The organism is Nodosilinea sp. LEGE 06152, from assembly GCF_015207525.1.
Classification (GTDB): domain Bacteria; phylum Cyanobacteriota; class Cyanobacteriia; order Phormidesmidales; family Phormidesmidaceae; genus Nodosilinea.
Genome location: NZ_JADEWR010000006.1, coordinates 26,231 through 47,970, shown reverse-complemented (window position 1 = coordinate 47,970; position 21,740 = coordinate 26,231). Strand labels below are relative to the sequence as shown.

At 58.7% G+C, this 21,740-nt stretch carries 24 protein-coding genes; 2 read left to right on the top strand and 22 right to left on the bottom strand.

The features are described 5' to 3' along the window. Positions 1 to 155: 155 nt before the first annotated feature. The 6 genes from IQ265_RS10640 to IQ265_RS10615 form a co-directional block, all read right to left on the bottom strand. Positions 156 to 1,349: an MSMEG_0565 family glycosyltransferase gene (locus IQ265_RS10640; RefSeq protein ID WP_194053223.1), complete on the bottom strand. Its 1,194-nt coding sequence runs from the start codon at positions 1,347 to 1,349 to the stop codon at positions 156 to 158. A gap of 1 nt (position 1,350) precedes the next feature. Next, positions 1,351 to 2,343, bottom strand: a complete 993-nt coding sequence (locus IQ265_RS10635) for a sll0787 family AIR synthase-like protein (protein ID WP_194053222.1) — start codon at positions 2,341 to 2,343, stop codon at positions 1,351 to 1,353. A 324-nt stretch (positions 2,344 to 2,667) separates the two neighbouring features. After that, on the bottom strand, positions 2,668 to 3,186 hold the full coding sequence (locus IQ265_RS10630) for an MSMEG_0567/Sll0786 family nitrogen starvation N-acetyltransferase (RefSeq protein WP_194053221.1): 519 nt from the start codon (positions 3,184 to 3,186) through the stop codon (positions 2,668 to 2,670). 5 nt (positions 3,187 to 3,191) lie between these two features. Continuing rightward, on the bottom strand, positions 3,192 to 4,280 hold the full coding sequence (locus tag IQ265_RS10625) for an MSMEG_0568 family radical SAM protein (RefSeq protein WP_194053219.1): 1,089 nt from the start codon (positions 4,278 to 4,280) through the stop codon (positions 3,192 to 3,194). A gap of 251 nt (positions 4,281 to 4,531) precedes the next feature. Then, positions 4,532 to 5,569: a Nit6803 family nitrilase gene (locus tag IQ265_RS10620; protein WP_194053217.1), complete on the bottom strand. Its 1,038-nt coding sequence runs from the start codon at positions 5,567 to 5,569 to the stop codon at positions 4,532 to 4,534. An 85-nt stretch (positions 5,570 to 5,654) separates the two neighbouring features. Continuing rightward, a complete protein-coding gene (locus IQ265_RS10615) occupies positions 5,655 to 6,137 on the bottom strand; it encodes an MSMEG_0572/Sll0783 family nitrogen starvation response protein (RefSeq protein WP_106922087.1) in 483 nt (160 codons plus the stop codon). Between the two features lie 445 nt (positions 6,138 to 6,582). On the opposite strand from IQ265_RS10615, the gene IQ265_RS10610 reads away from it, so the two are divergent. Then, a complete protein-coding gene (locus tag IQ265_RS10610; RefSeq protein WP_194053215.1) occupies positions 6,583 to 7,863 on the top strand; it encodes an MSMEG_0569 family flavin-dependent oxidoreductase in 1,281 nt (426 codons plus the stop codon). Between the two features lie 44 nt (positions 7,864 to 7,907). Here the strand turns inward: IQ265_RS10610 and IQ265_RS30085 are convergent, their stop codons facing one another. The 16 genes from IQ265_RS30085 to IQ265_RS10535 all read right to left on the bottom strand — a co-directional run bounded on the left by IQ265_RS30085 (position 7,908) and on the right by IQ265_RS10535 (position 20,339). Continuing rightward, positions 7,908 to 8,177: a DUF2442 domain-containing protein gene (locus IQ265_RS30085; protein WP_347404947.1), complete on the bottom strand. Its 270-nt coding sequence runs from the start codon at positions 8,175 to 8,177 to the stop codon at positions 7,908 to 7,910. Between the two features lie 28 nt (positions 8,178 to 8,205). Beyond that, entirely contained in the window at positions 8,206 to 8,283 is a 78-nt protein-coding gene (locus tag IQ265_RS30660; protein ID WP_347404946.1) for a hypothetical protein, read from the bottom strand. A gap of 44 nt (positions 8,284 to 8,327) precedes the next feature. After that, entirely contained in the window at positions 8,328 to 8,441 is a 114-nt protein-coding gene (locus tag IQ265_RS30655) for a DUF4160 domain-containing protein (protein WP_228037783.1), read from the bottom strand. 58 nt (positions 8,442 to 8,499) lie between these two features. Beyond that, complete coding sequence (gene proC, locus IQ265_RS10595; RefSeq protein ID WP_194053213.1) at positions 8,500 to 9,312, bottom strand: pyrroline-5-carboxylate reductase; 813 nt, start codon at positions 9,310 to 9,312, stop codon at positions 8,500 to 8,502. Between the two features lie 119 nt (positions 9,313 to 9,431). After that, positions 9,432 to 10,031, bottom strand: coding sequence for a cell division protein SepF (locus IQ265_RS10590; RefSeq protein WP_194053211.1), 600 nt, complete (start codon positions 10,029 to 10,031; stop codon positions 9,432 to 9,434). Positions 10,032 to 10,565: 534 nt separating this feature from the next. Further along, positions 10,566 to 11,261, bottom strand: a complete 696-nt coding sequence (locus IQ265_RS10585) for a YggS family pyridoxal phosphate-dependent enzyme (protein ID WP_194053209.1) — start codon at positions 11,259 to 11,261, stop codon at positions 10,566 to 10,568. Next, positions 11,258 to 11,530 (bottom strand): transcriptional coactivator PipX, encoded by a 273-nt coding sequence (gene pipX, locus IQ265_RS10580; RefSeq protein ID WP_194053207.1) that lies wholly within the window; start codon positions 11,528 to 11,530, stop codon positions 11,258 to 11,260. The genes IQ265_RS10585 and pipX overlap by 4 nt, the downstream gene beginning before the upstream one ends. Positions 11,531 to 11,665: 135 nt before the next feature. After that, positions 11,666 to 13,168 carry an anthranilate synthase component I gene (locus IQ265_RS10575; RefSeq protein WP_347404943.1) on the bottom strand — a complete coding sequence of 501 codons (1,503 nt, stop codon included), beginning with the start codon at positions 13,166 to 13,168 and terminating at the stop codon, positions 11,666 to 11,668. Further along, positions 13,135 to 14,049: an energy-coupling factor transporter transmembrane protein EcfT gene (locus tag IQ265_RS10570; protein WP_194053205.1), complete on the bottom strand. Its 915-nt coding sequence runs from the start codon at positions 14,047 to 14,049 to the stop codon at positions 13,135 to 13,137. The genes IQ265_RS10575 and IQ265_RS10570 overlap by 34 nt, the downstream gene beginning before the upstream one ends. A gap of 171 nt (positions 14,050 to 14,220) precedes the next feature. Beyond that, positions 14,221 to 15,582 carry a ribosome biogenesis GTPase Der gene (gene der, locus IQ265_RS10565; protein WP_194053202.1) on the bottom strand — a complete coding sequence of 454 codons (1,362 nt, stop codon included), beginning with the start codon at positions 15,580 to 15,582 and terminating at the stop codon, positions 14,221 to 14,223. Between the two features lie 273 nt (positions 15,583 to 15,855). Beyond that, the gene (gene lgt / locus IQ265_RS10560; protein ID WP_194053200.1) at positions 15,856 to 16,683 is read right to left on the bottom strand and encodes a prolipoprotein diacylglyceryl transferase; all 828 of its coding nucleotides are present in this window, start codon (positions 16,681 to 16,683) and stop codon (positions 15,856 to 15,858) included. Positions 16,684 to 16,720: 37 nt separating this feature from the next. Next, a complete protein-coding gene (locus tag IQ265_RS10555) occupies positions 16,721 to 17,023 on the bottom strand; it encodes a type II toxin-antitoxin system RelE/ParE family toxin (RefSeq protein ID WP_194053198.1) in 303 nt (100 codons plus the stop codon). Next, a complete protein-coding gene (locus IQ265_RS10550; protein WP_194053196.1) occupies positions 17,020 to 17,250 on the bottom strand; it encodes an addiction module protein in 231 nt (76 codons plus the stop codon). Before IQ265_RS10550 ends, IQ265_RS10555 begins: the two co-directional genes overlap by 4 nt. Continuing rightward, positions 17,251 to 18,801: a sulfatase gene (locus IQ265_RS10545; protein WP_194053194.1), complete on the bottom strand. Its 1,551-nt coding sequence runs from the start codon at positions 18,799 to 18,801 to the stop codon at positions 17,251 to 17,253. A gap of 155 nt (positions 18,802 to 18,956) precedes the next feature. Further along, the gene (locus tag IQ265_RS10540) at positions 18,957 to 19,208 is read right to left on the bottom strand and encodes a hypothetical protein (protein ID WP_194053192.1); all 252 of its coding nucleotides are present in this window, start codon (positions 19,206 to 19,208) and stop codon (positions 18,957 to 18,959) included. A 198-nt stretch (positions 19,209 to 19,406) separates the two neighbouring features. Then, on the bottom strand, positions 19,407 to 20,339 hold the full coding sequence (locus IQ265_RS10535; RefSeq protein ID WP_194053190.1) for an NAD-dependent epimerase/dehydratase family protein: 933 nt from the start codon (positions 20,337 to 20,339) through the stop codon (positions 19,407 to 19,409). 234 nt (positions 20,340 to 20,573) lie between these two features. Between IQ265_RS10535 and IQ265_RS10530 the strand changes: the two genes are divergently transcribed. Beyond that, on the top strand, positions 20,574 to 21,728 hold the full coding sequence (locus tag IQ265_RS10530) for a pentapeptide repeat-containing protein (protein ID WP_228037781.1): 1,155 nt from the start codon (positions 20,574 to 20,576) through the stop codon (positions 21,726 to 21,728). Positions 21,729 to 21,740: the final 12 nt, after the last annotated feature.

Genomic DNA, 21,740 nt, shown 5'->3' with positions numbered 1-21,740 from the left:
TAGTAAGGATTTCAGCGGATGGGACCAGCAGCACGGACAGAAATGTCGCAGGTCGTGCCGCTGGTAGCGGTCGGGCCACCCCGCACAAGCCCACACCCTGGCCCCAACGGTACTGGCGTTGTTTTAAGCGCTTTCTATCGCTCGCGCAAATGCCGTCACGGCCGGGCCGAAGCGCTGAGCAACTGCCGGTAGTGCTGCACGTGGAGAGCCGCCGACTGAGGCCAGGCGTACTGAGACAAGATGGGGCGGCTTTGGTTGACTAGCGTTTGGGCGATCACTGGACTGTAGCTCTCCACCATGGCCTGGGCGATCGCACTGGTCGAATCAGGGTCCACCAGCAGCGCCTGGTCAGCGCTGAGAAACTCGGTGAAGGGCGGCTGATTGGCCGTAATGACGGGCAGACCCGACGCGATCGCCTCCAGCACCACCAGCCCCCACCCCTCTTTTGTCGATGGAAAGCAAAACACGTCGGCGGTGCGGTACAGCGCGGGCAAATCGCCGTCAGGAATTACCCCTGGCAGCAGAATAGACTTGCCAATCATTGGCCCGTGCTGTTGCTCTAGCTCGTTTGCCAGCGCTAGGAACGACCGGCGGTAGGGTTCGTAGTCAAACAGGGTGGCCCCGCCTGCAATCACCAGCTGCGCCTGGGGATGGGTGGCGAGCACCTGGGCAAAGGCTGCCAGCAAGCGAATAGAATTTTTACGGGGCTCGATGCCGCCCACGGTGAGAAAGATGGGTGCACCCGTGAGGCCGTAGCGGGCCTTGAGAGCAGCTTCCTGGCCAGAGGGAGTTGGAGAAAACCGCCTGAGATCGACGCCGTTGAGTACTCGCGGGGCGACGATGCCGTACTCGTCGCGGAGGGCCGTCTGCCAGCGATCGCTCACACATAAGCACAAATCCGGATCACGAATCGACTTATCCTGACACTGCCGCAGGTAGATACTGGCGTAGTCCTCAATATGGTGGACAGTACGCACCACGCTGGCCACCCGTCCCCGCTGCCGCAGCTGCCCTAGGGCGTTGGCCCCAATGCAGTCCTGCGCGTGGTAGATGTCGTAAGTTTCTGCGGGGCGGGCCAAGAAGTAATCGACAAATTCTTGAATGCGCTGGCGAATTAGCGCGTCGGTAGCCTGGTCGGGGGATAGGCCCACCGGGGGCGGTTCGGCAGGTACTAACTGAACCCTGGCTGAAACCGCTCGATCAAAGCCTCGGCCATCTTTATCGAGGGCATATACACAGACTTGATGCCCTAAATCGGTGAGAGCTGTCGCCAGCTCTAGGGTATGCACAACGCTACCCCTCAGCTTGGTAGAGTAGGTCAGCAGCGCAATCGTGAGGGGTTGAGCCATATTAAATCTCGGGGACCCGGTTACCGAATCCGGTAAGGGATTCGGTGGCAAAATCCCAAAAGCAGAAGGCGACATCGCCTAGTTGGAGAGTAAGGGTTTGGCCTTCAGTGATGGTGCCTATGGGGTTGCACACCAACCCTCGGCTGTGGAACTGGGCCTGAATGTGGCTCACGGTACCGGGCCGCACGCTGAGCAGGTAGCCATAGCTGGGGAAACTGAGCAGCCAGGGCAGGAGTTCCACGCCGGGCGGGGGCGCGATCGCCCCCAAATCGAGCACGGCCCCACAGCCAGAGGTTTCTAACAGCATCAACGCTGTACCGACAATGCCGCCCATGCTGATGTCTTTGCCGGTGTCACAGAGGCCCGCTTCTGCCAACTGGGGCAGGAGTTCGAGGTTAGTGCGGAGGCGATCGCGGTTGGCCTCTGTTGCCGCATTCCAAAACGGGTACTGGGGGTGCATTTTGCCCTGCATGTCGGTGACGTGCAGCAGCACATCTCCCGGCTGGGCGCTGAAGCTGGTGATCAGTCGGTTGGCCCGGCCGAGGATGGCTACAGAGAGAGCTGCGTAGGGGCTGTGGCAGCTGGTGTGGCCTCCTACAATGGGCACATTGAAGGCTTGAGAAGCGGCAACCATGCCCTGCCAGAGGGGATCGACCGATTTTGGCGACTGGCTCCAGATGGTGTCAACTACGGCGATCGGGCGGCCTCCCATGGCGTAGATGTCGCTGACGTTAACCATTACGGCGCACCACCCGGCAAACCAGGGGTCGGTTTCGACTAGGGTGGGCCACATGCCCTCGGCGGCTAGCAGCAGGTAGCCGTCGCCGTCGGGGATGGCGGCGCAGTCGTCGCCCAGGAGAATCGGCTTTTGGTGGGTTGAGCAGACGTGGGTACCTAAGCGATCTGCGGCTGTTTGGATGTCTTGCTTGTGGAGAATGCCGAGCGATCGCCGCAGTTCGGCGGCTAGTTTCCGTAGCTTTAGCTCGTCTGACATGACTGCTTGAGGGATGCTTGGAGAGGTTACCTGGTAAGGCATAGATTGTGTTGCTGGCGGAGGTGGGCGGTGAGCAGCCAAATTTGCTGCTGGGGCCATGTCGCTGGCCCCAGACCCCCGTCGACCAGGGACGTTCCGCCGCCCTGGACCCGACGGAAAGGATTGGCTGGTCATCGGTTTAAACCTATGTTCTGCAAATTGGTCGATGGGGGGCTTTTAAACCTGGGGTCGTCAACCACTTTTACCCGCGCACTCACTCATCCACCCATCCAYYCSCTNNYSCWKSCASCCRTNYRCCCMSKYRCTCNKCCACCCATCCACACTTCACGACACCTGCTGCACCGACCAGGGCAAAACGGGCCGCATCTCATCACCGGGGGGATAGTGGGCCAGGTCGGCTTGCATCAGGTGGTGGTTGCGATCGCAGAGCACCATTTCCTCTAGGGAGTCCCAGTGGAGGCGCTGGAAGAAGCGGACGTTTTGCTCCTGCACAGTGGCGAGGAAGCGATCGCAGCCCCAGGTATTGGCCGTGGTCACGGCTTTGTGGATCAGTCCCTTGCCGATGCGGCCTACCCGGCGGTAGTCGGGGTGTACTCCCAAGCGACCACCGTACCAGAGGCGGGGCGACTTTTCGTAAATGCGAACAACGCCAACCACACGATTTTCTGGAGATGCATCTTGGTCAATGGCAACGATAGGATAGGCAACGCCGTCGAGGTTATCGGCATCGTCGTGGTCGAACAGCCCCTGTTCTTCGCAAAAGATGGCCTGACGCAGAGCGAAATAGCCCTCCAGGTCATTGGGAGTTTTAGCCAGTTCAAAACTGTAGCGATGGAGCGCCATAAGCGTTAACCCTCAAACGTAGATAGGGCTGAGCACGCGCCGCACTTAGCGCAGCCAGCTTTCATATTTGTCGAGGCCATACCCGACTGCTTGAGCATTGCCCCTACTCGCTGGTAGAGGGCAAACATAAACTCGCTGCTGGGGGCAGGATGATGCGCCAGGGGCGTTTCGCCGATGGGTACAAAGGGCACCACGAAGGGGTAGACGCCCAGGTTGATCAGGCGATCGCTGGCCTCCACCAGGGTTTCTAAGCTGTCGCCTAGGCCTGCCAGCAGGTAGGTGCTCACCTGGCCCCAGCCAAATACTTTCACCGCGGCCTCAAAGGCTTCGAAGTAGACAGTGAGAGGAACTTCCGCCTTACCGGGCATAATTCTGGCTCGCACTTCAGGATCCACCGCCTCCAGGTGCATGCCCAGGCTATCGACACCCGCTGCCTTCATACGCTCAAACCAGGCGAAATCGTCCGGCGGTTCGCACTGGGCCTGAATGGGCAGGTCTGGTACCCGCTGGCGAATGGCGGCGGCGCATTCAGTTAGGTAAGCGGCACCGCGATCGCTCGTATTCGGCGTGCCCGTGGTCATGATCATGTTGGTTACCCCATCGAGCCGCACGGCAGCTTCGGCTACCTCAGCGAGCTGTTGCGGTGTCTTGCGGGCGATCGTGCGCCCCGCATCAAGGGATTTTTCGATAGCGCAGAACTGGCAGGCCGTAGCCGGGTCGCGGTAGCGCATGCAGGTCTGCTGCACCGTGGTCGCCAGCACGTCACGCCCGTGGAGCAGGGCAATTTTTGAGTAGGGGATGCCGTCGGCGGTGGTGAGGCCGTAAAACTTGGGCGTGTTAGGCAGGTCAACGGGGGCAATCGCTTCCCCCGAGGCTTCTAGATGCAGCGGGCTAGCTGCCGTAGCCCTGATGGTGTAGGGAGAGCGGGCGGCGCTGTCGGTGTAGACCGGCACCATAACAGTCGTGCCGTCGATGGTGATGGCGCGGTGGTCAGAGGGACCTGCCCCGCCCCGCCTGCCCGCTGCCCCTGGGGGCGAGTTCACCACTTGCAGCCCGTGGGTTTGTAGCTCAGTAATTAGCCGTTGCTTGTTCATGGCCTGCCGTTCAATACCCGATAAACACCTGCGTCAATCTGCGCCACCCCTGACGAGTGACCTGTGTGAGCAAAGAACCCCGAATTCTTATGGGCCGCCCAGAGGCCAGATCGGTTGTGAGTCCCAAGAACTCGGGATTCTGTCTCCGTGTAAGTGGCCTTTGTGTGAAGAGACTTCCAGATTCGGATGCGCTGCCCAAACGTTAAACCTGCTGTTAGCCCCAAGAGCCCCAAGGTCTGGCCCGCCGCTGCCTACCCTGTGGGCAGCTCTAGTTCCTTGGGGGATGGGTTAACGGACTCTGCATCGGCAAAAGCAGCCTGATTTGCCCCACTCGCCATAGGAGAAACCGCTTTGGCGGCGGGCGTTTCTACCACTGACCAGGGCTCGGCATTCAACCGCAGGCGCAGCAGGTCGGGGCGGGCGTAGTGGCCCACCGAGTCCATCATGCGCTTGCGCTTGGTGATAAGGGAGAAGTCTAGGTCTGCGATCGCCAGCCCCTCCCCTTCGGTAATGGGCTCCGTCAGCGGCACCCCCTCCGGGCTGATGATGGCGGTATAGCACCCCCCAGACAGCACTCGGTGCAGCCCCTCGTCGGCGGTAATCTGCTGCTTTTGCTCAGGCGTCAGCCAGCCGGTGGCGTTGACCACAAAGCAGCCCGACTCTAGAGCGTGGTGGCGCATAGTGACCTCCATCTGGTCGCCAAAAATCTGCCCCACCATCGACCCCGGAAACTGCCCGCAGTGAATCTGCTCGTGCTGGGTCATCAGCGCATAGCGGGCCAGGGGGTTGTAGTGCTCCCAGCAGGCTAGGGCACCCACACGCCCCGCTGCCGTTTCGACCACCCTTAGCCCGGCCCCATCCCCCTGCCCCCAAACCATGCGCTCGTGGTAGGTGGGAGTGATTTTACGCCGCTTTAGCACCAGGGTGCCGTCGGCGTCAAAGATTAGCTGGGTGTTGTAGRSCKWSCCTSMYTCCCGNKCRTTCRCCCCCAGCACCACCACCATGCCGTAGGAACGCGCCGCCCGGCCCACCGCATCGGTCACCGGCCCTGGCACCGCCACCGCCTCCTCATACAGCCGCATGTGCTCTTTGCCCATGAGAACAGGTGGCTGCACAAACGAGAAGTAGGGGTAGTAGGGAATAAAGGTTTCTGGAAAGACAATCAGCTTCACCCCAGCCTGGGCAGCCTGGGCAATGGATTCCAGCACCTTCTCGGTGGTGCCGTCGCAGCTAAACAGCACGGGGCTGATCTGGGCGGCGGCGGCGCGAATGGTTTTGGTGTAGTCCATAGGATTTGGTGATGGAAGGCCGGGTGCGGTGGGCGGTGCCCACCCTGCGGGGCTCCCCCCTCTCAGAAGAGAGGGGTTGAGGGTTCTACATCGTCCAGGTGTCGAGGATAAAGGCCCCTTCTTTGCGGTGCATGAGCACCAGATCGAGCACGTCGAGGGGGTTGATGGGGCGAATGCCGGGAATGAGGGAAGGCTCGCCGTGGCCGTAGAGGGCCTGGAGGGCAAAGCGACAGGCGTAGACCTTGCCGCCCAGTTCCATCACCTTGACGATTTGGTTGTTCATGGCTAGGTGACCGGGGAAAGCTTCGTCGTTGAGCTTGGGAAAGCCCCGCTGCACCCCCAGGGTGACCCCAGGGCCATAGAGCAGTACTGAAGTCTCAAAGCCCTTACGAATTAGGCGCGTGGCCTGGAGCAGGTTTACTAAACCGATAGATCCTTCAAAGGCCACAGTATGGAAGGTAATCAGGGCTTTTTCGCCAGGCTCGGCCTGCACATCGGGAAATACCTTCTCTTCGTAATCAACCAGAAAATCCCCAGCCTGGTGGGCTGGCAAAGTTACTTCGGGCATAGGTTTTAGTTCCTTGCAAAGTTGCTGGCAGCGCGGATGTCTGGCTGCACGTGTCAGCACCTTACGGGCGATCCCAGTGGGTTCCCGTATCAGCAACTACAAACCCTGGAGTTCTGCCCTAATCAACAGGGGTGGGGGAAGAACGGTGGCGATCTACCACTTTTGATAGAGGCTACCCCTGTCGAAAGTGATAGGGGTACTGCCCCGATTTGGGCAAATCGGGGCCATAAGAAGACCGTAGAAGTGCGTTGGCGCAGCCTCTGCGAAGGAAAATCGCAGCCCCCTCCCTACCACTAACGTTAGTTCAAACCTTTTGGTAGCCAAGGTTACAAGCATCGCCTGACCAAGGGCCTAGGGTACAAAAACAAGGCAACGGGAGAGCGTTTCTTCCCCAGACTTGCCCATCCAAAATCTAGAATCTAAAACCTAAAATTGGTAACAGATAATGGCTATGCACTATGGCGTAATTGTGATCGGCGGCGGCCAGGCGGGGTTGTCGATTAGCTACTGCCTCAGTCGCCTGGGCCTGAACCACATCATTTTTGAACAGCACCAGGTCGCCCACTCCTGGCGCACCAAGCGGTGGGATTCGTTCTGCTTGGTCACCCCCAACTGGCAGTGCCAGCTGCCCGGCTTCCCCTACCCCGGCGATGACCCCGAGGGCTTCATGGGTCGCGACGCCATTGTGGAGTACATCGAGCGCTACGCCAACCACTTTGATCTACCGCTCAAAACGGGACTCAAGGTAGAACGGGTGCGCCAGCCCGAGGGCGGCAGCTTTGAGGTGGTGACCAACCAAGGCGTCTTCACCGCTGACCAGGTGGTGGTGGCCACAGGCGGCTACCACACCCCAAAAATTCCTCGTTTGGCAGAGCGGCTGGCACCAGGTATTTTGCAGCTGCACTCGGCAGAATATCGCAACCCTGAGTCGCTGCCGGAGGGGGCTGTGCTGGTGGTGGGCACTGGCCAGTCGGGCTGCCAGATTGCCGAGGACCTGCACCTGGCCGGGCGGCAGGTGCATCTGTGCGTGGGGGGTGCGCCGCGATCGCCCCGCCGCTACCGAGGCAAAGATGTAGTCGAATGGCTCGACCAAATGGGCTACTACGACCTGGCGATCGACGACCACCCCCAAAAAGAGACCGTGCGCCACAAAACCAACCACTACGTCACCGGACGCGGCGGGGGGCGCGAAATTGACCTGCGCCACTTTGCCCTCCAGGGCATGGGGTTGCACGGGCGGCTGACCGATATTCAAGGCACCCAGCTCACCTTTAGCGACGACCTGAAAGACAACCTGGATAAGGCCGACGCCGTGGCCGAAAGCATCAAGCGCACCATCGACACCTACATCGAGAAGAACGGCATCGATGCGCCCATCGACCCACCCTATAGGCCCGTATGGGAACCGAAGTCTGTCGATACCGGCATTGACTACCGCGAGGCCAACATCACCTCAGTGATCTGGTGCATCGGCTATGGCCTCGACTTCAGCTGGATCCATCTACCCGTATTCGATGGCCAGGGCTATCCTGGCCACCGCCGGGGCGTCACTACAGTGCCAGGGCTGTATTTTCTCGGCTTGCCCTGGCTCTACACCTGGGGGTCTGCCCGTTTCTCCGGCATCGCCCGCGACGCCGAGTACCTGGCCGAGCAGGTTGCAACCCGAGCTGGAAGCAGGCATCTCCGTGCCCTGCAAGCCGTCAATGAAGTGGCAATGGGGTCGTAGAAGATTCTGGAATCATACATTGCTGCACTTTAGCGCTGTGCCCTCTACAAGCTTTGCCCTTGAGGGTATCGGTTGTCGAGCCACTGTTTCAACGAGGTCTGACTTTCTCCCGAAGGTTGCCCCAGCAAAATATTCTTCAGGCTAATGTCCTCATCCAGATCTGGCCAGTGAATGCCTGCTTGACTGCCGGTTAATCGCCAGTTGTCTCGTTCGGCTGAGGTGCCATGGAGTAGTCGAGGATGCCAAGCCAGCGGTACAGCGATAACGCGCCCATCGGATAGATCAACCGTAAGCAGGTCGGCAGAAATAGAAATCTACTGAATTTCAGGGATGTTGAGGATTTCAACCATTGAAGAAGTCATGCCAAGCCTCCAATAACTGTTGTTGATTGTCCTCGGTCAATTTCTGAATGCGGTTAATCTCACTGGAGGAAAATCCTTTATTGAACTGGAGCCTTACTGGAATTAGCCAAAGTTAGCTTCACTGCTGTCACGCTCAATATGAACATGGGCTGGCTCATCGCGATCGCCCACGTAACAAAAGAAGCGATAGGGGCCAACGCGAAGTAACGTGGGCATTGCGGCTATCTCCGCTCCCAAACACTTCAATTGTAGGCTTGCATCACCTGAAGCTTGATCAAGACTGTCCGAGTTCTTTCGATCTTGAATAGGCCGCCCGCACCGCTGCCATCAAGGCCGATCGCAGTCCGCCTGCCTCTAGGGCCGCAATGCCCGCAATAGTCGTGCCGCCGGGGCTGGTGACGCGGTCTTTGAGCACAGCGGGGTGCAGGTCGCCCTGGTGCAGCAGTTCGCCGGTACCGCGCACGGTGGCGATCGCCAGTTCCAGGGCCACTGCCCTGGGCAGCCCCACCGCCACACCGCCATCCGCTAGCGCCTCAACGACTAAAGCCAGGTACCCCGGCCCAGAGCCCGACAGCGCCGTCACCGCATCCATCTGCGACTCGGGCACCTCAACTACGGTGCCCACGCTGGTAAAAATCTGGCGGGCCTGCGATCGCTGCCCCTCGCTAACCGATTCTCCTACCGCCAGGGCCGTCACCCCAACCCCCACGGTGGCAGGTGTATTTGGCATTGCCCGCACCACCGCCCAACCGGGAAAAGCTTCCTGGAGTCGGGTCAAAGTTGTGCCCGCCAAAATCGACAGCAGCAGCGGCGGCGTTTCACGAGCAGGAGTTTTAAGGTTTTTAGCTACCTCTGTCAGCACTTGCGGCTTAATCGCTAGCAGAACGGTTTTGGCCCCATCCATCACCGCCTGGTTGCTGTCGGTGGTCTGCACGCCGTAGGTGTGGTGCAAGACTTCGCGCCGGGCGGTCTGGGGGTCGCTGACAATCACCGCCTCAGGCACAAAAATTTTCTGATTAAGAAGGCGGGCGATGAGAGCTTCTCCCATCATCCCGCCGCCGATAACCCCAAATGTTGCCTCAGGCATAACCAACCTCACCAACGACTCGATCGTGAACGATCGCTAGTGAAGACAATAACCCAAGGTAGCCCCCGGTACTAGACCGGGGGCGATGATAGTCGTGTGTTGGTAAGCGTAAACAGCGCCTAGGCCATACGAGCCATAGGCTCGGCACCCCAGGTGGGGGCGGGGGGCATTTGGCCAGGCATGGGCATACCCTGAGGCTGACCCATGAAGATTTCTTCTTCGTACTCGGTGGGGGTGCTGACCTGCACGCAGTTGGGGGTAAACAGGAAAATGCTCTCGCCAATGCGCTCTTGGTGCCCGTCGATGGCGTAGGTGCCGCCCGCCACGAAGTCGACAGCGCGTTGAGCCTGGTCAGGATCCATAATGGTGAGGTTGAGAACGACCGACTTGCGCTCGCGCAGGGCCTGAATGGCCTGGGGCATCTCCTCAAAGGAGCGAGGCTCCATTACCACCACTTCGGAGGTGCCGTTCATGGCACCGGGCATACCAATTACGTTACTGGCCATCGGGGTCATTCCTGCATCAGTGGGCATCATACGTTCGCGACGGGGGCGTGCGCGCCGCACCTCTTCGGGCTGGGGCTGCACAATGGGCTGGGTATTCTCTTCCTGGTAGAGGTTTTGGTACTCCTCACCATCCATTTCTTCGTACTCGTAGTCGTAGTCTGCCGGGTCGTTTAGGCCAACGAAGTCCCGCAGTTTAGAAAACATGTTGCTCACAACTTACACTCCACGATGACTATCACTTAGGTAGGCAACCCCGTGGCCATTGACCGGTGGGGAGGCGTTATGCTTCGGTTATCCGAGGGCCATGATAGCGCCAAATTTCCATTTGCAACGGCTGTTGTGAAAATTAATGGAGCTAACCTGGGGTTAGGAGGTGGCCAGGCCCTCGAAAAGGGCTTTTTGACCGCCTAAACCTGAATTTTAAAAACCCAGTGGTCAAACGTCATCGAAATGAATCGCTTCTCGCTGAGCTAAGGCAGGCTTAGGTTTCTGCGTTAATACCCTGCACACAGAATATTGAGTCCACAGTATACACGAAATTCCCAGGAGGAACAGTCAATTCACAATTAGTTAAAAGTTTTTTTAGATTACTTCGGACTACTCTCTAAATTGAGCCCTGGGATAGACATTCTCTTTACTGAAATGAGATAGCGCAAGGACTTTAGCAATTGGGCCAAGCCCTTGCGCTACCTGTCGCTGCGGCTTTGGTTTGAGTTAGTAACTGGGGCAGAAAATAGCCGATGCGCCTCACCCCGACGTGAGAGATGGAGGTCGAGCACCAAACAGAACCGTACCCAAACGCACCATGGTGGCCCCACAGGCGATCGCTGCCGGGTAATCCCCCGACATACCCATGGAGAGCTGGTCAATGTGCAGGCGGTTAAAGCGCCCCTGGTTGATGGTGCCTGCCAGCTCCTTTGCTCCGGCAAACACCTCCTGCACCGTATCGGGGCTGGCCCCCTGGGGTGGAATCGTCATGAGGCCGCGAATTTTGAGATGCTCTAGCTGATCAAATTGGGGCAGCAGGGATAGTAGCTCAGCGGCATCTATGCCGTACTTGGGCGGGTCGGGCACCAGCTTGACTTGCAGACAGCTGTGGGGAGCTTTCTCCAGCTCTTGGGCCGCCTGGTCGAGCCGCTGGGCCAGCTTTAGGCTATCAACCGAGTGTATCCAGTCGAAGTGTTCGACGGCTTTGCGAGCCTTATTGGTTTGCAGGTGGCCGATTAGGTGCCAGGTAATGTCGGGCAGGTCGGTGAGCTGGGCTTGCTTGGCGATCGCCTCCTGCACCCGGCTTTCGCCAAAATGCCGCACCCCTCGCTCGTAGGCGGCGCGGATGGTTTCTACCGGCAAAAACTTAGTTACCGCAATCAGCGTAACGGTGGCAGGAATGCTCTGGTAAATGTCATCAAAGTGCTGGGGCAGGGCGCTGGAAGCAGCGGTCATTGAAAGGTCTGCTTATAGGTGTGCTGTAGGCGATCGTAGTCGGCCTGCTGGCCCGCCCGCCGCAAAGTGCGCAGGCGACTTTCCAGCATGAGGCGAGCGCTGCTGCGGCCTAGGGGTTGAAACACCAACCCTTCGGTAGGGGAGTGAGTCACCACAAAAAACAGCCGCTGGGCGTACAGGGTTGCATACAGTTCTTGACCGTCGTCTACCATGCACACTCTGAAGAGCAGGCCAAAATTGGGGTGATTGAGATAGGTTTCTGTGCTCATTCAAGTATGGAAAAGGTTCTGTCAGAAGACAGGATGGGGGTCATGTCTGTTCACGCCACATGCATTCTAGAACTTGGTGTGCAGTATGCAAGCATTCTCAAGCAGATCGGCGGTCAGTTACAGGTAGTTGCGGAGCTACCCTAAGCCCAAGGCTAGCAGTTGCGCCCTCGCTTTTTGTAAGGATTCTTGCCACTCCCTTGACGGATCGCTGTCGGCGACAATACCGGCTCCTACTTGCCCCCATACGGTAGATGCTGTCGATAAGCTATCAGTATGCCCAAACAGCAGGGTGCGAATCAAAATGTTGAGATCTAAATTCCCACGTCGGTCTAGATAGCCACAGGAGCCGTAGAACAAGCTGCGGCGCACCGGCTCCAGGTCTTCGATAATTTCCATACAGCGCACCTTGGGGCAGCCGGTAATGGTGCCGCCGGGGAAGACGGCGCGGATTAGATCAATAGCGGTGGCATTGGGGGCGGTGTGTCGGCATAGACTTCTGGAACGGCGATCGCCCTGTAGTTTCCCCACCACGTTGCTTACCAGGTGCATCACGTGGCTGTAGTATTCGACCGTCAGCAGTTCATTGACCTGTACCGTACCCCACTGGCAGACTCGCCCCAGGTCGTTGCGCTCCAGGTCTACCAGCATGATGTGTTCAGCCCGCTCTTTGGGGTTATTTAGCAGGGTTTGAGCCAGCTCTGCATCCTCGGCGGGCGTTGATCCCCGGGGGCGAGTACCGGCGATGGGGCGAGTTTGGGCGGTGCCATCCTGCAATTTCACTAGCCGTTCGGGCGAACAGCTGATCACATCGCCCCAGGGAGTGCGCCAGTAGCAGGCAAAGGGGGAGGGGTTAATGCACTGCAGTTTGTGGTACAGCGCCCAGCTATGGGTGGTGGTCTCGGTCGAGAACCGCAGGGAGAGATTGACTTGGAACACATCCCCCGCCTGAATGTGCTGCTTGGCCCGCAGGACGGCCTGCTGGTATTCTGCTGCGGCCATGCCCAGGGTTACAGAACGGGGATCGCCCGCCACCGAGGCGATTGGAGCCACTTCCGCCGCTGGCAGACTGAGCTGCTTCTCCATAGCATCTAGCACCTCTGAGGAAGGCGCAAACAGCCACAGCCGCTGGGCCTGGTGGTCGAGAACGGCGAAGGTGGCTGGCTTGTACCAAAGTGCGATCGGGAAGGGTAAGGGATCGTCATTTAATGTGGGCAGCCGCTCGATTTCCCAAGCCAGATCGTAGCCCAACCAGCCCAACCAGCCTCCTGTAAACGGCAGCGTTTGCTCGGCGGTTTCGGCTTCGTCACCCAAAAGCTGGAGCTGATCTCCCTCAATTAACCGCTCGCTCAGCATGGGCAAAATGCCGCCTACCGCTGGAGTCCACACCCGTGGAAGCGCTTCAGCACGGCAAGGTGGCCCAGCACAGATAGAGTAGCGGCTGTGAATAGCGTGGGGCTGGGCGGCGGTGGGCAGGGGATAGGGGCTTTCTAGCAAAGCCACCAGGTTGGCGAGACTGGGAGGCCGCTGCAATAGGTCGCCGTAGAGGGCGTAGAAGATGTCGCTGCCGGTGCGGTGGCCGAGGGGCTGCGATCGCACCCACCAGCTCAAAACTCGCCTCCCCACACCCACCTGGCCCACCAGAACACTACCAACAGCCCCAGGGCAAACCAGTCCCAGGTACGCAGCACCAGCTGGTACCAGCGCACCTGGTGCTCGTTGGGGCTGGTAAAGCCGCGCACCTCCATCGCGGCTGCAATTTGTTCGGCCCGCAGCAGCAGGTTTTCGAGCAGCCGCTCCATTACCGAGAGCCACACCTGAGCCGAGCCGCGAAAGCCTAGCTTCTTCCAATTGATGGCGCGGGTCTGCACCGATCGCACCAAATTCTGCACCTCCTCCAGCACGAGAGGAATAAACCGCAACGAGAGCGTCACCGTCAGCGCAATCTCGGTCACGGGCAGGCGAAACCACCGCAGCGGAGCCATCAGCGCCTCTAAGGCCACGGTTATTTCTTCGGGAGCGGTGGTGAGCAGGTAGAGGTTAGTGCCGTAGATCAGGGTGAACAACAGCGTGCCAATGCGAATGCCCAGATCGAGCGATCGCCGCGTGACGGTAATCGGCCCCCAGTCAATCACCACGTAGCGGTAGGATGTCGGCTGCGGTAACTCCGGCAGCACCTCCGGCGGTTCGTCCAACGTCTCCATATCGGCTGGGGTAGGCAATCGCGGCGTCTGCGACACCTGCAGCCCATCAGGCATGACAAAGGTGAGCAGCATGACAATGCCGCTTAGCACCACCAGCCAGCCCATCTGCTGCCGCCACACCCGAAAGGGAATCCGCGCCGCCAGGGTCAGCAGCACCAGCAGCGCCACCAGCCCAAACCGCCAGTAGGCATTCGCCAAAATGGGTGTTACCAAAATGCTCATCAGCCAGGCCATCTTGACCCTGGGGTCGAGCCGGTGTAGCCAGGTGACCGGCTGCTCCAGGTAAAGGCCAATGGGAAGAGAGCGAAGAAGATCCATGGAGTTGTGAACTACTTACCGTCTAAACCGGGCTTTCTCCCTTCGGGAGACGTTTCACGAACGACTTCGCTCAGCCCCCGGTGGTTGAGCGAAGTCGAAACCATGAGCGGAGTCGAAACCATGAGCGGAGTCGAAACCATGAGCGGAGTTGAAACCACCGGAGACAAAAGCCTACACCTTCGTCGCTCGGTTGGGGTTGTTGCGCTCCAGGTCGCGCATGGCCTTACCCCGCCAGAAAATGCGAATCGGTGTGCCCTCAAAGCCCAGGTTTTCGCGGAACTGCCGCTCTACATAGCGACGGTAGTTGTCTTTCAGCAGGTGGGGATCATTCACGAACAGGGTGAAGGAGGGCGGGCGCACGGTGACCTGGGTGCCGTAGTAGATGCGGCCCTGGCGACCCTGGCGAGTGGTAGGCGGCGTGTGCCACTTCACCGCGTCTTCGAGTACTTCGTTGACGACTGAGGTACTGACCCGGCGACGGTGCTGCTCCACCGCGTGATCAACTAGTTCTAAAATCTTCGGCACCCGCTGGCCGGTTTTGGCACTGACGAAGATGCGCTTGGCCCAGTCGAGAAAGTTGAGTCGGGCAGAAATTTGGTGGTCGAAGTCGTAGATGGTGTGGCTGTCTTTTTCCACCGCATCCCACTTATTGATGACAATAATGCAGGCGCGACCGTCTTCTTCGATGCGGCCCGCCAGCTTCTGGTCTTGCTCGGTAACGCCGTCGAGGGCGTCGATCACCAGCAGCACCACATCGGCGCGGCGGATGGCCTTAAAGGCGCGGTTGATGCCGAAAAATTCTGGCCCGTATTCCACACTCTTTTTCTTGCGAATGCCAGCGGTGTCGATCAGGCGATAGATTTTGTCGCCGTGCTGCACCTGCATGTCGATCGCATCGCGAGTCGTGCCTGAAATTGGACTGACAATGGCGCGGGTTTCGCCCACAAAGGCGTTCAGCAGGCTCGACTTGCCGACGTTGGGCCGCCCCACAATGGCGACCTTGATTTCTTCTTCGGCGGCTTCTTCAACCGTTTCGGGCAGAAACTCCACCAGGGCATCGAGCAGATCGCCCGTGCCCGTGCCGTGTATGCCGGAGACAGCGTAGGGTTCGCCCAGCCCCAGCTCCCAAAACTGGGCCGCCTGCACCAGGCCGTGATCGAGCGATTCGCACTTATTAACCGCTAGCAGCACCGGGACGGATTGCTGCCTGAGCCACGAGGCGATCTCTCGATCTGACTCGGTAGGGCCAACCTGGCCATCTACCACAAATACCGCAGCACTGGCTTCGGTAAGGGCAAGCTGGGCCTGCTCACGGATATAGGGCAAAAACTCGGTGTCGTCGTCGAAGACCAGACCGCCTGTATCGACGACCAGGTAGTCGCGATCGCGCCAAAAGGCGGGCTGATAGGTGCGATCGCGCGTCACCCCCGGCTGGTCGTAAACAATGGCATCCTGCGCCCCGGCCAGACGGTTTACTAGAGTAGATTTGCCCACATTGGGGCGACCGATAACCGCAACAACAGGCAGTGGCATGGCTAATTCTTTGGCGAAAGGGTAAAGGTCAGGGTTCAAAGTACTGGCGACCCTAGGAACTTAAACCCTTTGAACTCGACAAATACTCAACTCTCCCATTGTAGCGATCGGAGAACAGTCTGGGAAATTGGGGTGAGGACAAGACCGCTATATCGCCGCCGAAGAAAGCCCCACATTTCCTGGGCTGCCTTTGGCAGAACGGATTGCGACGACGGTGAAGCGATCGTGGCAGGTGGGGACTTCCCAGGCGCTGGAGAAGTTAGAGGCGCAGATTTAGGTGGCGATTCGGCGGTGGCGGCGGTAGAGGACAAAGGCTGAGATGGCGATCGCCCCTGCCGACAGCACATGCACCACATTAAACGGCGTACCGGGGAAAAACCACGAATCCGTGCGCAGAAACTCAATGAAAAATCGCCCCAGCGGATACCAAATTAAGTAGCCGAGGGCCAGATCCCCCGGCTTGAGCTGCTTCTCAAACCGGCGCGACAGCCAAAACAACACTGCAAATCCAAGAAAATTCCACAGCGACTCGTAGAGAAACAGCGGATGAAACCGAGTGGAATCGGGATATTGAGCCAGGTTATTGTAGGGAGCAATTCGGTGTTGAGCATCAATTCGCAGCCCCCAAGGCATGGTCGTGGGCGGTCCGTAGAGTTCTTGGTTGATGAAGTTACCCCAGCGGCCAATGGCTTGAGCCAGCGGCAGCCCTAGGGCAATGCCGTCGAGGTAGGGCAGGGGGTTGAGCCTGCGAATGCGGGCGAAGAGAAAGAGGGCAATCGCCCCGAAGATAAACCCGCCAAAAATGTGAATGCCGCCGCCCCAGATCTGCAAAATCTGCCCAGGGTTTTGCAGATAGTAGCCCAGCCCCTCGGGCCCTCGGGGCGATTGAATGAACACATAGTAGAGCCGCGCCCCCAGAAACCCCGGAATCAAAATCCAGAACAGCATATCCCAGAGGTTGTCGGGGTCTTCGCCCTGGCGGGCCACGTAGCGTCCGGCCACCGTCGCCGCCGTGAGAATCGCCGCTAACATCAGCAGCCCGTACCACCGCAGGGCAAAGGGGCCAAGCTCAAAGATGATCGGGGAAACGGGGGGGTACATGGAGTGAATGGGTAGGCGGGTGGATGGGTAGGCAGCATTATTCTATCTGTCGCTTGCGCCAGTAGTCGGGTTTGCGCTTGCTGTGAGCGATCGCGACAATCCAAGTGCAGGCTTCCAGCTCTGCATAGAAAATGAGAAATGGAAACTGTTGGAGTACAAAGCGACGCAGCCCTCGAATTTTGTAGGGAGTGCCCAACTCTGGATGCTGCTGAATTTTGCTAAAGGCCCGTTCAACGGTGAACAAAAAATCAAGTCCCAGTCCCGATCGCTGATCTTGATAATAGGCAACGGCTCCGTCTAGTTCTGCAATTGCCTCGCTGTGAAGCACAAGCGGTTTCACGAGTATTTTGCTCGCAGGTTGGCAATTACCTGGCTAGCTGATTCGCCCACGGCAGTGCCATTCTCAATCGAGTTCATTCTCTGGTCTAACTCACTTTCCCAGGCGCTTTCCACATCACCGTCGCTTTCGTCATCGAGAGAGTGAATCAGAAAATAGGCTAACTCTGCCCGATCCTGTACCGACAGTTGGGCCAGTTCCAACTTCAGTTTTTCGGCGGTTTCGGTCATTTAATCCTCCAGGTAGCCTAGTTCTTCGAGGCGGCGGCGAACTTCGGGGTCATCGTAGTCGGTGGCGCGGGTGATAGCGGCCTGGGCAAGGTGTTGGTCAGAGCGATCGGCAAAGGCTTGCAGGCAGTCTTGCAGCACCTCCACATTTTCAGGCAGGATGGCGCTGAGGTCGAGGGCTTCGGTGGGGTCTTCGAGCACGTCGTAGAGTTCAGCCTCGGAGCCTTCGGTTTCGATCAGCTTGTGCTGCCCCATCCAGACGGCGCGACGGACGCGATCGCACCCCATCGTCTTGACCAACTCCGGCTGGCGTTTCTGCATCAGGTTGACCACATTCTGCGGCGGAATCGCCTCGGCAAACACGTAGTCCCGCTCGTTGGGCGTGCCCTGACTGTGAGTCAGATCTAGCGCTAGCTCCTTCTCGTTGGCGATGCCTGCGGCGGCCAGCACCGTGTGGAATAGGCGGCGGGTCGAAACGACAGCCTCTACAACCGAACCCTGCTCCAGTCGATTTTGGGGATCGCGGATGATCAGCGGTACGCGCACCAGCTCGTTGTAGATCGAGAGGCTGTGGCCCATGTACTGCTTTTCACCCAGGTGCTCGCCGTGGTCGGCGCAGATAATCACCAGGGTGTTGTCGAGCTGGCCAGATGTTTGGAGGCGATCGAAGAACTGCCCCAGCAGCGCATCCTGGTAGGCGACCTCGGCGTCGTACATGCCGTCGAGGGTTTGCTTTTGCTGCTCGTCCAGTGCGCCCGTCAGGGGAGCCAGCCAGCCGTAGACATCGCCGTTGAAGCGCTGCAAAAAAGTTTGGGCCTGGCGATCGGCCAGAACGTGGGGGGCAAACTGCTCGATGTAGCGGCGGGGCGGGTGGTAGGGCATGTGGGTGCCCATCAGGTTCACAAAGGTGAAGATGGGCTGGTCGGCCTTTACTCCAGTCCGGTTGATCAGTAGATTGGCGGTGTCTTCCAAAGACTTCTGGGTGTTGCCCTTAAAGCTTAGAGCCGTTTGCCACAGGGGCACCATCAGCGGTGTAAAGCTAAGGGCTAAAAGCGCATCGGATCGGGCAAAAGCGTCCTGAATGCGATTGAGGAATGTGGCGACCTTGCCCTTAAACCACTGACGGTAGCGGCTGACTAAATCGGGACGGCTGCCTGCCTGGTTGGGCTTGGAGGTGAGCAAGCCGCTGTAGTTGAGGAAGCTGGTGAACCCCCGCCGCAGCCCGTTGTTGATGACACCTACTAGAGGATTGTTGCAGAATCCGGCGGTGTAGTAGCCGCTGGCCTCTAGCCGTTCGGCCAGAGTCGGCAAATCCTGGGGCAGGACCGAGTACGACTGCACCATAGTGTGCTCGGAGGGGTACAGGCCCGTGAACATTGAGGCGTGGGAGGGCACAGTCCACTGGGCGGCGGCGACGGCTTGGGTAAAGCGGGTGGAGTTGGCTGCGATCGCATCCAAATTCGGCGAGGTTGGCTTGTCGTAGCCGTAGCAGGAGAGGCGGTCGGCCCGCTGGGTATCGAGCACAAGAAAGAGAATATCGGGGCGTGCAGCCATGGGGGTTAGCCAACGAGTCAACAAGGGCCAAGTTTCATCGTAAACAGAACCGAGCACCCTTGTCTGAACAGGGGTTAGAGATTCTACCGATAGATAGACTCGTCACCATCAAAACTGGGTAATGGCCTAGAGGACGGTAGCTACGATAGCTGTGCTTAGCTAGGCAACACCAGCTTCACCAAAAAGGCCGCAGCATTAATAATCAGTGCCACCGTTGCCGAGATCAGAAGAGCGAAGGCCAGCTGCACAACCCAGCGCATGCCCTTTTCATAGGTATCTAGGCGATCGTTAAAGCGACCGATATCATCTGTCAGCTTGTCGATCGCTACGGCATTCTTATCAATTGCGGCGGCATTCTTTTCGACTAAGGCCTCAATGCGGTCTAGGCGATCATTGCTGGTAGTCATAGCCTCAAGAATAGCTACTACCCCATTATCACCCAGTCACGCGTGGGGTGGGCACTGCCCACCTTTTAACCCTGGCTATAGCCTTAGGCCTATAGTCGGCTGTTCATAGCCATGATCTCGCCATAACCATAGGCTTTACCTGCTAATCGCAAGGTAGAAGGTGGGCAGTGCCCACCCTACCAGGGGATGGTGTGAGGTTTATCCGGCCAGAATTTGATCGTCCAGGGCAAAATCGATCGCGGCTTTGTCCTTATCAGTAGCCAGGTAGTCGTTTTGGAACGAATCCTTTAGCCCGGTGACCAGGTCGTAGGTGGGTGCCCAGCCCAGCTCGGCCTGCGCCTTGTCGATCGCGGTAAAGAAATGCTGCACTCGCATCGGGAACGCCTTGGCTTTGCCAAAGTCAAAGGCTTTGGGGTCGTAGTGGACGATTTTGAGGCTATCGGGATCCTTACCTGCCGCTATGGCACAGGCGCGGGCCAGCCCATCAAAGGTGACGGCCTTCTCACCAGAGATATTGTAAATTTGGCCGATCGCGGTTTCGTTGCCCAATACCGCCGCCATCGCTGCCGCCAGGTCTTGCACATGGCCCAGCTGGGTAAGGTGCATGCCGTTACCAGGGATAGGAATGGGGCGATCGCGCACCACCCGGTCAAAGAACCAGGCTTCGAGGGGGTTATAGTTCTGCGGGCCGTAGATGTAGACCGGGCGCACCGAAGTGAAGGGCACCCCTTGCTCTTGCAGATACGCTTCAGTTTCAAACTTGCCCTTGTGGCGGCTTTTAGGATCCACCGCATCGCCTTCAATGTGGGGCATCTGGTCAGACTTGAGGTAGACCCCGGCAGAGCTGACGTAGACGAAGTGCTGGAGCTTATCCCCAAATAGTTCTACCAGGGGCTGGGTGTCGCTCAGCTCGCGCCCGTTATTATCGAAGATGGCGTCGAAAGTTTCGCCCGCCAGCTGGGTTTTGAGGCTGTCGGCATCGGTGCGATCGCCCACAATCGTTGGCACCCCCTCTACAGGGGCAGGGTGGTTGCCCCGGTTAAACAGCACCACCTCGTGGCCCTGCTCGATCAACAGCTTGGTTAAATACACCCCGATAAACCGGGTGCCACCCATGACCAATACGCGCATTGCCTCTTCCTCCTGTTAACCAGGGGTCTCTCAAGACTGGCTGAGAGACCCGCTGAACTTAATGTATGTATATTAAGCTGCGCCGATCCCCCAATTTCCTTTGAAGAACCAGGCGATTTGAGCTGGATTTGCGCTCTAAGGCGTTAAGCAAAACGGTAGATAACAGCCCAGGTCTTACGCTCTGGGGGGAAGCCGCCTAAAATGTTATGAGTTGAGCACCGGCCTCAGCACCCTATGCGAGATGGTCTCTACATGCGTGAGCTGGACAACGCCTATCGAATTCTGGAGCTAGAGCCTGGTGCCTCCCTGGAGGAAATCAACCAGGCTTATAAAGATCTGGTGTTTGTCTGGCACCCCGATCGCATTCCCCAAGATAACGAGCGGCTGTACCAAAAGGCCCAGGACAAGATCAAGGCGCTGAACCACGCACGCGATTTGCTGCGATCGCACAGCCGCAATGGTCGCAGCACCAGCTCGGCTAGCCGCTACGGCACCGCCAGCAGTAGCTATAAGGCCTCCACGGCAGGCTACGGCACCAGCGACTATCGCTCGGCCTACGGCAGTGGCTACACCAACAAAGGCTACGGCAGCACCCGATCCCAAAACGCCAGCGACGATCCTGACGATGAGCAGCGATCGACCTCTCACAATCGCTACTACCGCTACCAGCGCAGCACCTACGGCGGCAGCTACTACGGCACTGGCCAAGGGACTGGCCAGAGTAACGGTGGCACCGATCAAAGCAACCACAGCACCAACACCAGTGGTTCCACAGCCTCCGGCACTGACCAGTCGCAGACCTACCGTCAGCGGCGCGATGCAGCAGCGGGGGTAGGAGGCAACAAAGCCACCAGCGCCAGCAGCAGTTCCAGCGGCCAAAGCCAGACCAGTTCCACCGGCAGCACAGCGGGTAGCAGCAGCGCAGCAGCCAACGGTTCACCCAGCCCCAAGCCCAACGACGCCTACAACAGCTATAACGCCCACACCCGCAACGGGGCGGCTAGCACCCACCGATCGCGCCAGAGCCCTGACCTCAGCGGCACTGACATGAGCGGGGCCAACCTGCGCGAAAAAGACTTTGGGGGCCGCAACCTCAGCGAAGCCAACCTGAGCGGGGCCGACCTCAGCGATGCTTTTTTGCACAAGGTCAACCTCAACCGGGCCAACCTCAGCAAGGCCAAGCTGTTTCGCGCCAACCTGCTGCAGGCCGACCTTAGCCATGCCAACCTGCGCGAAGCTGACCTAATCGGCGCAGACTTTAGCGGGGCCGACCTCAGCGGGGCCGACCTCAGCGGCGCGAAGGTAGCCGTGGGGGGCCGCACCATGGTCAAGCTCACGGGCACCATTCTCACCGGGGCAATCATGCCCGATGGCTCGATCCACGACTAAGCTCGATCAAGG